At 45.7% G+C, this 13,365-nt stretch carries 16 protein-coding genes; 14 read left to right on the plus strand and 2 right to left on the minus strand.

Features of this window, described 5'->3' with window-relative positions:
- Positions 1-62 precede the first annotated feature (62 nt).
- From D6D85_RS14775 to D6D85_RS14830, 12 genes are all read left to right on the plus strand, one after another.
- Positions 63-617 (plus strand): hypothetical protein, encoded by a 555-nt coding sequence (locus tag D6D85_RS14775; RefSeq protein WP_125672823.1) that lies wholly within the window; start codon positions 63-65, stop codon positions 615-617.
- Positions 618-754: 137 nt separating this feature from the next.
- Positions 755-1,069, plus strand: a complete 315-nt coding sequence (locus D6D85_RS14780; protein ID WP_125672825.1) for a hypothetical protein — start codon at positions 755-757, stop codon at positions 1,067-1,069.
- 4 nt (positions 1,070-1,073) lie between these two features.
- Positions 1,074-1,514 (plus strand): NADH-quinone oxidoreductase subunit B family protein, encoded by a 441-nt coding sequence (locus D6D85_RS14785; RefSeq protein WP_125672826.1) that lies wholly within the window; start codon positions 1,074-1,076, stop codon positions 1,512-1,514.
- Between the two features lie 2 nt (positions 1,515-1,516).
- Positions 1,517-1,969 carry an NADH-quinone oxidoreductase subunit C gene (locus D6D85_RS14790; protein ID WP_125672828.1) on the plus strand — a complete coding sequence of 151 codons (453 nt, stop codon included), beginning with the start codon at positions 1,517-1,519 and terminating at the stop codon, positions 1,967-1,969.
- A 1-nt stretch (position 1,970) separates the two neighbouring features.
- A complete protein-coding gene (locus tag D6D85_RS14795; RefSeq protein WP_125672829.1) occupies positions 1,971-3,152 on the plus strand; it encodes a hydrogenase large subunit in 1,182 nt (393 codons plus the stop codon).
- Positions 3,149-4,126, plus strand: a complete 978-nt coding sequence (locus tag D6D85_RS14800; RefSeq protein WP_153184021.1) for a complex I subunit 1 family protein — start codon at positions 3,149-3,151, stop codon at positions 4,124-4,126. Before D6D85_RS14795 ends, D6D85_RS14800 begins: the two co-directional genes overlap by 4 nt.
- Before the next feature lies 1 nt (position 4,127).
- Positions 4,128-4,544, plus strand: coding sequence for a 4Fe-4S dicluster domain-containing protein (locus tag D6D85_RS14805; protein ID WP_161969922.1), 417 nt, complete (start codon positions 4,128-4,130; stop codon positions 4,542-4,544).
- Between the two features lie 4 nt (positions 4,545-4,548).
- The gene (locus D6D85_RS14810) at positions 4,549-5,001 is read left to right on the plus strand and encodes a hypothetical protein (RefSeq protein ID WP_125672834.1); all 453 of its coding nucleotides are present in this window, start codon (positions 4,549-4,551) and stop codon (positions 4,999-5,001) included.
- Positions 4,998-5,303 carry an NADH-quinone oxidoreductase subunit K gene (locus D6D85_RS14815; RefSeq protein WP_125672836.1) on the plus strand — a complete coding sequence of 102 codons (306 nt, stop codon included), beginning with the start codon at positions 4,998-5,000 and terminating at the stop codon, positions 5,301-5,303. Before D6D85_RS14810 ends, D6D85_RS14815 begins: the two co-directional genes overlap by 4 nt.
- Before the next feature lie 4 nt (positions 5,304-5,307).
- Entirely contained in the window at positions 5,308-7,134 is a 1,827-nt protein-coding gene (locus D6D85_RS14820; RefSeq protein ID WP_161969923.1) for an NADH-quinone oxidoreductase subunit 5 family protein, read from the plus strand.
- A complete protein-coding gene (locus D6D85_RS14825; protein WP_125672838.1) occupies positions 7,131-8,630 on the plus strand; it encodes a proton-conducting transporter transmembrane domain-containing protein in 1,500 nt (499 codons plus the stop codon). Before D6D85_RS14820 ends, D6D85_RS14825 begins: the two co-directional genes overlap by 4 nt.
- Before the next feature lie 4 nt (positions 8,631-8,634).
- Positions 8,635-10,104, plus strand: a complete 1,470-nt coding sequence (locus tag D6D85_RS14830; RefSeq protein WP_161969924.1) for a complex I subunit 4 family protein — start codon at positions 8,635-8,637, stop codon at positions 10,102-10,104.
- 131 nt (positions 10,105-10,235) lie between these two features.
- Here the strand turns inward: D6D85_RS14830 and D6D85_RS14835 are convergent, their stop codons facing one another.
- Positions 10,236-10,673, minus strand: a complete 438-nt coding sequence (locus D6D85_RS14835) for an Lrp/AsnC family transcriptional regulator (protein ID WP_125672840.1) — start codon at positions 10,671-10,673, stop codon at positions 10,236-10,238.
- Positions 10,674-10,774: 101 nt separating this feature from the next.
- Here D6D85_RS14835 and D6D85_RS14840 point away from each other — a divergent pair, with 101 nt between their 5' ends.
- A complete protein-coding gene (locus D6D85_RS14840; RefSeq protein WP_125672841.1) occupies positions 10,775-11,707 on the plus strand; it encodes a hypothetical protein in 933 nt (310 codons plus the stop codon).
- A 32-nt stretch (positions 11,708-11,739) separates the two neighbouring features.
- On the opposite strand, the gene D6D85_RS17115 is transcribed toward D6D85_RS14840, so the two are convergent.
- Positions 11,740-11,868 carry a hypothetical protein gene (locus tag D6D85_RS17115; RefSeq protein WP_272914449.1) on the minus strand — a complete coding sequence of 43 codons (129 nt, stop codon included), beginning with the start codon at positions 11,866-11,868 and terminating at the stop codon, positions 11,740-11,742.
- Positions 11,869-12,036: 168 nt separating this feature from the next.
- Between D6D85_RS17115 and D6D85_RS14845 the strand changes: the two genes are divergently transcribed.
- The gene (locus D6D85_RS14845; RefSeq protein ID WP_125672842.1) at positions 12,037-13,209 is read left to right on the plus strand and encodes a hypothetical protein; all 1,173 of its coding nucleotides are present in this window, start codon (positions 12,037-12,039) and stop codon (positions 13,207-13,209) included.
- The last annotated feature ends 156 nt before the right edge of the window (positions 13,210-13,365 follow it).

Genomic DNA, 13,365 nt, shown 5'->3' on the forward strand with positions numbered 1-13,365 from the left:
GATCTTATTTTGTTGAGAAGAATGTTTAACTCAGTTCCGGCTCTCTGGGCGGAGGAATTTATATGAGGGAGATAAGCGAGTGGCTCCCAGTTTTCCTCTCTTTCTATCCGGTTCTTCACAAAAGAGTGCCAACAATAGTTTACGGATCTCAGATAATAGCTGTTACCAAGGGGATTGATGTGAGCAGCAAGGACATAGATCTCCTCTGTCCCGGTGCTACATTAAAGGCAATAGAGGAGGCTTATGTGGAGTCCTCTGGAAGGGAGGAGATGAGACTTGAGCTTATAAGGTCTAAAAGAGGTCATGTCTTCACGCTTTATTATCCTCTCGGCGAGAGGCCTATCCCAATAGAGATATTCACGACAACCCCTTTAGGGGATCCTCTGTCGGCATTTCCGGATCATGTAATTGATGTGAGCAGATGGGGAATAGACTTCATCTCCCTGACGGTAGAGGCATATGCAGTACTTGAGGCAGCTAGAGGGATAAGACCCATCTCCGTGGAGAGGTTAAGGAGAATTAAAATTGAGTGGAGTGAGGTGGAGAAACTCGGGGAGAAATTCGGCCTGAGGGACAAAGTCCTCTGCTTAAGGAAGATGGTTGAGAGTGGAGAATGAGTCAAGTAGCACAGGAGATCAAATAATTAATTCTTATGTAAAAAATTTTTCTATTTTTCTAGTAGAAAAATAATTTTCTCTGATGTTCCTTAGAGAAAAGTTTTTTAAGTAATAACAACCTATCTACAGGGATCACCATGCTTCCGATAGAAGTGTGGATTCCATTTTTTGTCATAATTTTAGGCTTACTTGTACTTTTATTTTCCATGGAGCATATAGCGCCTAAAAAGCCAAGTAAAATTAAAGGGGAGACATACTGGTCCGGAGAGAAGCCCGAAAATGTCTCAAACTTGGTAAGAATAACTTACTGGAAGTTCCTGCTCTTCTTTTCAATTCTTGAAATGGTTCCAGTTCTTCTAGCACTTACCCTCATGTCAGGAGCTGTTACAGCTCTTCTAGCTCTGTACTTAGTTGTTGTGGCTGTTGCATCCTTCATAATGGTACTGGGGTGATCTCATGGGTGGAACTTTCTCCCTATCCCTAGCAAAATGGGCAAGATCCTCATCTCCCTGGCTTCTTCACTTCAATGCGGGAGCCTGCAATGGATGCGATATAGAGGTCCTCTCAGCTATATGCCCAAACTACGATCCGGAAAGGGTTGGGGTTCTTCTGAAACCTTCTCCTAGGCATGCAGATGTCCTTGTGGTCACTGGAATAGTTACAAATCAGACTAAAGACAGGCTTATCAGGATATATGAGCAAATGCCCGAGCCAAAGGCTGTTGTTGCTGTGGGAACATGTGCTATAAGTGGAGGTGTGTTTCACGATGCTTACAACAGGGCTGGATCAGTCAAGGACTTTGTTCCCGTTCTGATGGAGGTTCCCGGCTGCCCACCTAGGCCAGAGAAGATTGTTGAGGCGCTGGCCATAGCCGCCTCAAAGCTGAGGGAGGTCTGACAATGTCCTTGGATCTCCAATCTCTTTTATCCCAAATAGGGGAAGTGAAAAGAGTGGGGTGGAGGTGGGAGGTAAAAGTCCCACCTGATAGAATAGCTGATTCTGTGAGCAAAATTCTGAAAGCAGCTGGCATGATCGCATCAGGCCCTCAGGATCTCCATTTTGTCACAATAGTTGGCGTAGATAGGCCTGATGCTGGAGAGATAGAGCTTGTTTATCACTTCATGTTCCACAAAAACAAGGAGTATGTGCTTCTCAGGACCTCGGTGAAAAGGGATAATCCGGAGATAGAGAGCATAACTCCCATAATACCCGGGGCTGAGATGAACGAGAACGAGGTGTATGATCTTCTTGGTGTCAAGTTTGTCGGTCATCCAAACCTGAGAAAACCGTTCATGACCCCTGAAAACTTTGGAAAGGATGAATTCCCCTTGAGAAAGGACTGGAGGCGATAATATGAGCACATTCACGATGTTGCTTCCATTTGGTCCCCAGCATCCGATGCTTCACGAGCCAGCTCATTTCAAGTTTGAGGTCGATGGAGAGACGGTGGTAAACGTCACTCCCTATCTTAACTACGTTCACAGGGGGATAGAAAAGCTCCTAGAGAACAGAACATATGTTCAGGGCCTCTATGTAGCGGCCAGAGTTTGCGGAATATGCAATCCAAGCCACACAAATGCCTTTGTGGCTGCTGTTGAGGAGGCAATGGGGATAGAGCCTCCCCCTAGGGCAAAATATCTCAGGGTTGTGACCCAGGAGATACACAGGATACAGAGCCATCTGATACTGCTTGCAGTAGCAGCTGAGGAGATGGGCTTCAACTCCCTCTTCATGCTGATATGGCGCGACAGGGAGAGGATACTGAGGTTGATAGAGGCAATCACAGGAGGAAGGGTAATGCAATCCTATGACAGGATAGGAGGAGTTTACAGGGATATAAATGATATTCTGGCTGAAAGAGTGATAAAGGAGCTATCTGAGATGAGAAACAGGGTTATCCAGTACAGAAAGGTTTTCTCCGAGGATCCAATAGTCAGGAGGAGGACTGTGGATGTTGGAGTGCTGAAAACAGCTGAGATGGTAAGGCTAGGAGGAGTTGGGCCCTTTGCTAGGGCATCAGCAGTTGATTATGATGTTAGAAGGGATCACAGGTCAAATCATGTAGCATACGATGAGGTTCCATTCAATGTTATCACTAGAGAGGAGTGCGATGTGTGGGCTAGGCTGATCGCGAGGGTGGATGAGACGCTTGAGTGCATCAACATGATAGAGTATGCGCTGAAGCACATGCCCTCAGGTGCGATAAGGTACAGGGCTCCAAGAGCTGCCCCCAAAGGGGCAGAAGGAATAGGAAGAGTGGAGGCACCAAGAGGGGAGCTTGTGCATCACACTATAAGCGATGGACAGAGGCCATACAGACATAGGATAAGAACTCCAAGCTTTGCAAACGTCTTTCCCGCAGCTAAAGCTCATATAGGCTACTCCATAGCTGATATTCCGATGATATACGTGAGCTGGGATCCCTGCTTCTCCTGCTTGGCTAGAGTTACACTGGTGGACATTAGATCAGGCACAGCAAAAGTAATCAGCGGAGAGGAGCTCAGAAGGGAGGCCAGAAGGAGGTGGGAGAAGTGATACTGGAGGCAATTGTCCTAATTCTTCAGATATTCATCTTTCCGGGATTCCTCTTCCTCCTGCTGATGAGCTTCTTCATTGAGTGGTACAAGAGAAAGCTGTTTGCAAGAATGCAGAACAGGGTTGGACCGAAGTACATAGGATACAAGGGAATTTTACAGCCGATAGCAGACTTCTTCAAGCTTCTGTCAAAGGAGGTCATAGAGCTTGAGAGGGCTGATAACCACCTCATAGATCTATCACTTCTCATGGCATCATCTATATTTATATATGTATGCTTCTTCCTTCCTTTCGTTGGAAGGCCTTTGATAAGCTTTGAAGGCGATCTAATAGCAGTTCTCCTCCTCACATCAGCTGCTTCCTTCATGCTATTTGCAATAGGATGGTCTATGTCAAGCCCATATGGGATGATAGGCGGGATGAGGCTTCTGGCTCAGGTAATAGGGTTCGAGATCCCCTACTTCATACTTGCTCTGGTCCCGGCTTATATAACAAAAAGTTTATCCATATTTGAAATAGGAAGAAGGATGGGCAGTGTTCTTTTATCAAATCCCGCTTATCTAATACCTTGGTCCATCTCGATACCTCTTTTCCTAGTAGCAACACAAATAGAGCTTGAGGAGGCACCATTTCACATACCTGATGCAGAGCAGGAGCTTGTTGCGGGCTACTTTACTGAGCTATCAGGCAGAAGGCTGGCGCTTTTAGATCTGGCAAAGGACACCCAGCTCTTATTCTGTTCAGCATTCATGGCTTCCATATTCTTCGGAGCTGGCTCTCCATTTTACCAGAACCCCCTGCTGGGCTTCATCATGACAATGGTGGAAATATTGATTATAGCATTTTTCATAGTTACAATAAAGGCGAGTGCTGCAAGGCTTGCTATATCAAATGTTCTGGACATGATGTGGAAGTACCTTGTCCCATCATCCGCACTCATTCTGGCTATTTCCCTGCTTTTGGGAGGTGTCTGATTTGTTGAAGCTATTTGGAGAAATATTGGGGAATTTGAAGAGGAGGCCTGCAACAATAGATGTTCCTTTCGAGAAAATTGAGGTGGAGGAGATCTACAGAGGGCTTGAGTTCCTCGATATCGATAAGTGCATAGGCTGTGGAGCTTGTGCGCTTGACTGTCCTGCAGCGGCAATAGAGATGGTCGAGTTCAAGGAGGTGAACAGAAAGCTACCCATTTTCATAATAGGAAGGTGCGTTTTCTGTGCTCAATGTGAGGACACATGTCCATATGAGGCAATAAAAATGACAAGGGAGGTTCCAAAACCCTTCTTCTCGTTTGAGGAGGATAAGATGAAAATAGTGCCGAAAGAGCTTAGACCTCTCGAGAAAAGACCTCAGCCAAAGCCTCTTCCACCACCTCCTCCAGCGAAGGGGTGATAGAATGTTGTTTGATGATGTTATATCCGTCATAATATTTCTTTCGGCTTTTTCCACAGGTCTTTATTCAGTGACAACGGATAAGCCAGTCAGATCGGTGATGGCAGCCGGCGCTGCTCTGTGGCTTGTATCTCTGGCATATTGGCACTTGGGAAGCTTTTCCCTTGCCTTGATGCAGCTCTCAATAGCTGTAGGGGCCATGGTGATAATAGGTCTTTCAAGCGTTCAGAGCTTTGAGGAGAAAATTGTAAGAGGGGATGTGGCAGCTGTAATTGCTGTTTCCCTAGTTGCTCTTCTGATACCGTGGATCTTCACTCTCAAATCCTATGAGGACATAATGACATCAATAAACGTCAAGCTTAGCAACTACTTTCCTGTATTCGTCTTAATACAGGGTCTTCTTATACTGGCAGGGTCTGTTGTGGCTGTTCTACTTGTCAGGGGGTGGAGGGAATGATCTTATTGGTTTACACCTTGATGTCAGCTGTTCTGGTTGCTCTAGGAATTTTTGGCCTGGTATCCAGGGGGAATGCAGCTAAAATATTGATATCCATAGAACTCCTGTCCTCAGGGGCTGCCGGTCTTGTTTTCTTCCCGATGCTAGCAATATCAAGAAGTTTTGCATTCTCACAATCGCTTATAATACTCTTTCTCTCCGTTGACAGCGTGACCTTAGGCATAACGATAGCAGTCCTGTTCATAGCTGTAAAAAGAAGTGAAACAGGCGATATGAACAAGTTAAACGAGCTAAGGGGGTGATATATTGAATTCAGTCTGGTTTATATTCCTGTCTCCTGCCATAGGAGCAGCTCTTTCCCTTCTCCTCAGTCCAGTTAAGAGCAGAAGGCTGATAGAGGCAATAGCAGTTCTCTCATCCCTGATATCAGTTGTCATATCTGCAGAGCTCTTCCTTATAAGAGCTCCTCTTCTGAGGGATCCTGCATTTATTCAGGCATTTGATGGTCCAATAGCTCCTGTTCTGATGATAGATAGATTATCCGCGCTCATGTCCTTTGTTGTGGCTTTAGTGAGCTTCCTAATTGTTGTTTACTCCATAGGATATATGGGGGAGGATCCCAGTTACATAAGGTACTACTCCTTGATACAGCTTTTCATAGCCGGAATGCTTGGATTGGTCCTATCAGGATCCTTCCTTTACCTATACCTGTTCTGGGAGGTTGTTGGTCTCTGCTCCTGCCTCCTCATAGCCCACTGGTATGAGAGACCTGAGGCATCCAGAGCTGGAGTGAAGGCCTTCATAGTCACAAGATTCGGAGATGTCATGCTCCTGACAGCGATATCGCTGATATACCTTCAGATAGGGGATCTAAGGTATGATGTGGTTTCCTCTCATCTTGGGGCTTTGCCCTCCTCCTTCATATCCACAGTAATGCTTCTCTCTCTGGGAGGGGCTTTTGGGAAGTCGGCACAGGTTCCCCTCCATGTATGGCTTCCCGATGCAATGGAGGGCCCGACATCTGTCAGCGCTCTCATACATGCGGCCACTATGGTCAAGGCTGGCGTTTATTTGGTGGCTAGGTTGATAACTCTATCTCTTGAGTATGGATCAGCAAGCATAGCAGCTCTATCAGGATTCTCTCAAGTTCTTCTGTGGATCGGATCAATCACAGCATTTCTGGCTGCCACAATGGCCCTTGTCACATACGATATAAAGAGGGTTCTAGCATACTCTACGATAAGCCAGCTTGGGTACATGTTCGCCGGGCTTGGCGCTTTCTCCTCTGTCCCATTCTCCGAGACAATCTTCAGCTCTATGCTTCATCTCACAAGCCACGCCTTCTTCAAGGCCCTTCTCTTCATGGGAGCTGGAGCTGTAATCCATGCAACCGGAACAAGGGATATGAGGGAGATGGGTGGTCTCAGGAGGTCAATGCCCATCACATCAACTACATTCCTAATCGGAGCCATGGCCTTGTCCGGGATACCGCCGATGAACGGCTTCTTCAGCAAGGATGCTGTGATGGAGGTTGTGATGGGCGCTTCCCCAGTTAGCTATATTCTCCTTCTCATCACAGCTATTTTAACGCCATTTTACATATTCAGAGCAGTTCTGATGACATTTTTCGGCGAGCAAAAAGGGCATGCGCACGAGGCAAGCATATCAATGACCCTGCCAATGATCTTACTGGCTGCTTCCTGCTTCATAACTCCTTCAATAACCTCCTTTATGCTGGAGCACAATCCTCTGGCTGGATTCTCAGTGGACATGAAAACAGCTTTGATCTCGGTATCAGCAGTATCCCTTTCCTTTGTCCTCTTTTACCTCAGCTACTGGAGGGGCTTCAGACCTGAACTGGCTTTGGTGAGGAGAGTCCTAGAGAAAGGCTACTACTTCGATGATTTGTACACAAGAGTGCTGATGCCCGTATTCAGAACTATAATGTCCGGAATATCATGGGGAGTTGACAGAGCCCTGGATGCCCTCTCCTACAGGATAGCAGATCAAGCAACAAGATTTGGAAACTTTCTCAGGGAGATCCACACGGGGATGATAAGCCATTATGTTGCCGCCTTCTCTCTGGGCCTGATACTCCTTCTGGCAATGGCTCTGGGGGTGATGTTGACATGATGGAGGTCATATCAACAATATCGATCTTCATAATATTTTCAGTTATAGTATTTTTCATGGGCAGGTTCAAAGCCGGGAAGCTCTCACTCGCCCTCGTCTCGCTGATACCATATGCCTACTCCTACATAATCCTTCCAATTCTCTGGTTTGGCATGATAAATTCCAAAGAAAAGCTTTTTACAGGGGATTTCCTTGGAATAAAGGACTTCTTTGCCGTTGATCCTTTCTCCCTCTTCTACTCAGGAGTAACAGCTCTTGCAGCTAACATGCTCATACTGCACATAATCTCAAGGTTCGGGGAGAGGGAGATATCTCCCATAGTTTCCTCAGCTCTCTTCACGACGGGAGCTGTCTTCGGCACCCTGTTCTCGCACAATGTGCTCGCTATATTCATGTTCTGGGAGATGGCACTGGCTGGAGTGGTGGGCTTATCCCTCTGTCCATGCGGCGGATACAGGAAGCAGACACATGAGGCGATGATGAAAATGGTCGTGATGACATCCATATCCTCAGCTTTTCTAATAGCTGGAATTGGCCTCCTTATAGCATCTGTTTCTGGGCCCAACTTCGATCTGTCCAGCCTAAACCTGATGTACATATGGGAGAGAATTCCTGAAACAAAGAACGTGCAGCTCCTGATGATGGCATTTGTCCTAATAGCTGTTGCTCTTCTGACAGATACCGGAGCTGTTCCGTTTTACATGTGGCTTCCCGACTATGTCTCAGGTATCGTTGCTCCACCTGTAGCTTTGGTGCTTGTCACATCGGACCTGGCAGCATACTATCTGCTGGGGAGGTTCATGACGATATTCTCACCACTATTTCAGACAGTTAAATTAACACAGCTGGCCATAATAACTCTGATAGCCACGATAGGAATTTTCTCCATAGTTTTGGGGGAGCTCTCCGCTCTCTCTCAAGGAAGGGTGAGAAGGCTTTTCGGCTACAGCATGGTCTCGGATGCCGGCTATTCCTTGCTGCTGATAATACTTTACGATGTAAATGGCGTGTTCCTGATGGGCAACAATGCGTACATGGCGATGCCCTATGCATACTTCACTGCCGCAAGCAGCATCGCTCTTGCTGTGATAATAACAATTCTCGGAAGCTTTGAGGATATAGGGGTGTTCAGATTGCAGCAGCTTCAGGGCATGCACATAAGACTTCCCTTCGCGACAATTCTGCTCTCCATATCCCTCCTTTCCATGGCAGGCATTCCACCTCTTGCAGGGTTTGTGGCAAAATATCTGGTCATATTCTCGCTTGTTGCGACAAACATGCCGATATTTCTTGCTGCTGCTTTTGTGGCAAGCATCTTCTTTGTGGTATGCGCGGCATACAGCTTCAGGCTGATAAAGCTCTCCTTCTCCCCAAGGGAGGATGTCAGCAGGATCAAGGAGAGTAAATCCGATTTAATACCGCTCGCAATACTTGTGTTTACGCTTATACTGGCAGGGATAACTCCAACTCCATTCCTGTGGACATTCGGGAGGTGATATGATGTTGTTGCCTCTGGCAATATTCCTTCCATCGATATTATCGGTCTTCTCTCTGTTCAACGGCAGAAAGGCGGCTATAACATCAGTTATATCAGGAGCCGCATCCCTAATTCTTCTGCTTCTATCATGGATCTTTGAAAAAGAGTTTTTGATAAGCGGCTGGATTCCCAAGTTCCTCCCATGGGTTCAGCCCATAGAATTCTCCCTGAAGCTCGATGGAATCTCATTTGTCATGTGTCTGGCAACTCAGATTCTCTTCATCGCATCAGCTTTTTACTCAATAGGCTACATAGAGAAGAAGAGGGGAGAGTACTACTTCTTCCTCATGATGCTCCTGACAGCCCTGCTCGGAGTGTTCACCGCCTCAAACCTTCTTGTATTCTACATCTTCTGGGAGTTCATGCTGATACCCAGCTACTTCCTGATAGCATGGTGGGGGTATGGCGAGGCTGAGAAATACGCGTTCAAGTTCTTCATATTCACGCATGTTGGCTCCCTGATGATAGTCCTCGGTCTTGGAATAATATACAATACATTCGGCACTCTTTCCATGGATTCAATATACAGAGCTGCTCCTCTTAACGCTTCTTGGAGGGATACCTGGCTTTTAGTATTTTCCCTTATGACATTTGGATTTCTGGTTAAGGCAGGAATGTTTCCTGTTCATTCATGGCTTCCGGATGCGCATTCTGAGGCTCCAGCGCCGTTTTCCGCAATGCTAAGCGGGATACTTGTTGCCACCGGAATATATGCGATATACAGAATATCTTTCAGGCTTATACTCCTTCCGATGAGCCCTGATCTGACAACTCCGGCATATTTGGCATGGCTTGGAATTATATCATCTTACTTTGGGGCTTTTGTCGCGATGAGACACACTGACATTAAGAGGATACCTGCATATTCTTCCATAAGCCAGCTTGGCTACTCCCTAGCAGGAATATCAATTGGAACAGCGGCAATGTTGAATGGAAATATGAGTGCGGCATTGCTGGCATATTCAGGTGCATTCCTTCACCTTTTTGCTCATGCATGGAGCAAGGGCCTCCTATTTTTGACAGCAGGAAGTATTATGCACATCCTTGGAAGGAGGAACATAGAGGAGATGGGCATGATGCTGAAGAGAATGCCCCTAACAGGTGGAAGCACTGTGGTTGCAGCAATGAGCATAGCAGGAGCTCCTCCTCTTCCGATATTCTGGGGAGAGGCGATGATGATAATAGCAGCAGCAAGCTCTGGAATACAGTACAGCACCATATTTGCGCTTTTGTTCGCAGGAGCCACTCTTTTAAGCGCAGCTTACTCGCTCAGGTACATCTACTATGTCACATGGAACCCTGGAGCTGCATCGATGGAAAAACTGAGGGAGAACAGGTATATGGCAGCAGCTGAAGTTGTCCTATCTGCGCTGACTGTGGCACTGGGAGCAGTGCCCTTCATCATCCTTCCCTTTATATCCTCCTCACTATGATAACAGTTTAAGGATATGCAAAATTATATAATAAAAAGATTTTTTCTTCTTAAGCTTTTCCTTCAGAAGGCCTATTAAACGAATTTCAGAACATCTCTTGCAAAACAATCTATAAACGTTTCTAGGTATGCTTATTCCTCCTTCACTGTGACGAAGGAGACGCATGTCATCGTGCTCTTCACTCCCTTTATCTCCCTCAGCTTATCCACAACTATCTTTCCTATCTCCTCAACAGATGATGACCTCACTTTTATCAGAAGATCCCATTCCCCGGATATTATGTGCACTTCAGCAACGTCCTCTAGAAGGCTTATGCTTCTTGCCACATCCCTCTGGCTAACCCCGGATGATGGATCATAGGTAGCCAAGATGAACGCAGTGGTTCCCTTCCCGAGCTTTGAGTAATCCAGCCTTACTGTGAACCCCTTTATTATCCCCTCTTTTATCAGCTTCCTCATCCTGTAATGTATTGTTGTCCTAGGAAGGCCCAGCTTCTTGCTTAGAACCGATATGCTTGCTCTTGCATTCCTCTTAAGCTCTTTTATCAGTTTCTCATCCTGCTCATCCATCCCTGCTGATTACCTCACCTATTTTTAAATTTTGATTGACAGTTGAAGCTATATCTCTCTTATGCATTTAGAAATATTTAATTTAAGTTTATATTCTCTCTGTGTGCTTCTTTGAGGGGGATATCAGGAGAAGGCTTGTCCTGCTTGTATTTCTCATGGTTATTGTGGCTTTCATTTCTGTAATTAGTCTCAGAAAATCATCTGTTAATAAAAGCATTTTGCCAGCACCTCAGGAGAGTAGGAAAATCTGCATACCATTTTCCAGGGAGGAGAGGTCCATTTTCCAGAACTTCTCCAGATTTGAGAGGTATTCAGTTTACAGAGTTAAAAATGCTACAATATATGCGCCTGACAACATAGTGGATCTGTTTTCACTTTCTGAAGCCAAGGATACATGGTACAGGGAGGAGATATACAGGACTCCGAGGCTTTATGAGTTCTATTTATCTGAGCTCATAAGAAAGGAGATAAAGGGGGATTTCAGCGATGAGATAAAGAGGGAGATAGAGATAGCGAGAGGGGGAGTTGAATACCAGTATCTCAGGGAGCTTGTCTCCTGGATTGACAGAGGGATGAGCACTGAGGAGATGATAAACCTGACTTTGGAGAAGCTCATGGCCTCCCAGGAGGACAGGCTAATAAACTCCTACAGATACGGTATGCTTCTAGTTTTTATGAGGGAGATCTCCCCAGAAGGATATTCAAAGGACTACTGGAACTATGTGCTTGCACGCACACATGTGCCATCCAGGAGATCGAAGGTCATTGAGGATTCGTACAAAGCGATGCTCGAGGAGTACACAGATCAGTATAACAGAATGAAAGTTTATCTCTCCGAGCTCATAAAAAGAGGAAATCTCAGTTATGAGGCAGTAAACATCACACTAGATAAGCTGGCGGTGGCGATGGATTTGTCTACATCCTCAGCCCGATACTATGGGGCTTACATCATGCTCGATTTAATATCAGAGAATGGGACCTATTCGTTGGAATATTGTTATGGTTCACTTGAAAACAGTTTACCTAGTCCCTAGCCGATCTCAGAGTTATTACGTCAGAAAGGTGTTCAAACAGCAGGGCAATCTTCGGTTTTCCCCAAAATTTCAGCTTTTTTCGTGTAGTACTTGGTAACTGCGTCCAACAACTTTGACACTGAGTAGAGGACAAATGCGAGCTCTACATAGGAAGATCTCAATCAGGATATCCGCCAGCGGATCACCCTGCAACTTGGCATATCCTTCTTTATTTCTCAACAAATCCATCACCAGCTACATTCTTTATAATTCTCAATTGTTAATAATCGAAATCCAAATATATATATAAAGATTAAATTTTAGTGCTTCCTGTTTTTAGGGGTGTGGCCATGTCGAGGAAATTGGCCCTTTTACTCCTGCTCCTGATAATTGGAGCATCTTCCATCCCCCTGTATGCAAGGCTGTCTGATTCCATCTACCTCACTGTCATAGATGAAAGAGGAAGACCCGTATACGGATATCAGGTGATAGTAACAGCTTTCCTCCCAAATGGAACCAGCATAGTATACTCGGGAATATACAGGGATACAATAAGGCTCTCCATATCCCAGCTCACATCGGGCTGGAAGCTTCAGAATGAGAGGACTGCTAAGAACGGGAGCATCCTTCACAGCTTCCCCATTGAGATAGAGGTGATAGACCTCAGAACCTATGCCACAGACATAAAGTATGTGGAGATGCCGGTTGACAAAACAGGTCCTGTCACATTCACGGTTCCTGTTAGTATGAAGGAGAAATCCCCGGAGATGGCAACTGGGGTGCAGCCAACAGGAGAATCATGCGTGATATACTCAGATCTGGTTTACAAAAAGGATGAGTGGAGGAGGATAAACATAGCCAATCTGACGACATCACAGCACAGCGTAGGCCGTGTGGGTGCAGCAATAGGGGTTAGCAGCTCGAGTAGCTGGGGAGTCAGGGTGATATGGTCCTTTGGAGCCGGATGGAATGTATCAGGCCTCTTCTCTTGGGGCTCTTCCTCCCAGTACAGTGCTAGTGCCATTGCAAATTACAATTCTAGGGCATATATATCGATGCCCCTAAGGCTTGTCTACGAGGTGAGGCATGAGTGGAACTACTGCGGGCTGGACAGGTACAAATACCAGTTCTATGTCAACAGCGTGGACTTCAGCGGGCTGAGCAGTACCAAGGGAGATGATCAGTATATGGCCGATTACAGCTGGATTAACAAGGGATCCTTCACAGGGCAGGGAACTGGTGGAACAGATCCTGCATATGAATTGTGGTTTCTCAGCAGTGTTGTAACGACAAACAGCTTCAGCATTCCAGTTCCAGTAAGCTATATATCCGATCTAATAGCTAAGAATAAAATACCCCCTGGGCTGGTACCAGACCTAGAGATATACAACGATAAGCAGAGCTGCAGAGATACATCAATCCATTACATTATATGGGCTGATAGAGGCTACACAGTCTACATCGATTACATGCAACAGAGTTATTATGGGCACCCGATCACAGCAGTCAGAGTACGTGGATGAATACACAGGGGAATCCACTAATCATCTTTTTTATTTGTTGAAATGGATAACACCAGCTTTTTTATAAAAACAATTAAATCTTCCAGCTTGGAAAGTAGCTCACTTTTTATTCAAAATAATTTTAAGCAGATGAAAGGTGTTTAAAATACCCATAAA

The organism is Candidatus Methanodesulfokora washburnensis (genome assembly GCF_003947435.1).
Taxonomy (GTDB): Archaea; Korarchaeota; Korarchaeia; order Korarchaeales; family Korarchaeaceae; genus Methanodesulfokora; species Methanodesulfokora washburnensis.

Coding starts and splice junctions, on each gene's coding strand:
- D6D85_RS14810 (WP_125672834.1), top strand. CDS start 4,549: ATGTTGTTTGATGATGTTATATCCGTCATAATATTTCTTTCGGCTTTT.
- D6D85_RS14815 (WP_125672836.1), top strand. CDS start 4,998: ATGATCTTATTGGTTTACACCTTGATGTCAGCTGTTCTGGTTGCTCTA.
- D6D85_RS14825 (WP_125672838.1), top strand. CDS start 7,131: ATGATGGAGGTCATATCAACAATATCGATCTTCATAATATTTTCAGTT.
- D6D85_RS14795 (WP_125672829.1), top strand. CDS start 1,971: ATGAGCACATTCACGATGTTGCTTCCATTTGGTCCCCAGCATCCGATG.
- D6D85_RS14830 (WP_161969924.1), top strand. CDS start 8,635: ATGTTGTTGCCTCTGGCAATATTCCTTCCATCGATATTATCGGTCTTC.
- D6D85_RS14780 (WP_125672825.1), top strand. CDS start 755: ATGCTTCCGATAGAAGTGTGGATTCCATTTTTTGTCATAATTTTAGGC.
- D6D85_RS14775 (WP_125672823.1), top strand. CDS start 63: ATGAGGGAGATAAGCGAGTGGCTCCCAGTTTTCCTCTCTTTCTATCCG.
- D6D85_RS14785 (WP_125672826.1), top strand. CDS start 1,074: ATGGGTGGAACTTTCTCCCTATCCCTAGCAAAATGGGCAAGATCCTCA.
- D6D85_RS14845 (WP_125672842.1), top strand. CDS start 12,037: ATGTCGAGGAAATTGGCCCTTTTACTCCTGCTCCTGATAATTGGAGCA.
- D6D85_RS14835 (WP_125672840.1), bottom strand. CDS start 10,673: ATGGATGAGCAGGATGAGAAACTGATAAAAGAGCTTAAGAGGAATGCA.
- D6D85_RS14790 (WP_125672828.1), top strand. CDS start 1,517: ATGTCCTTGGATCTCCAATCTCTTTTATCCCAAATAGGGGAAGTGAAA.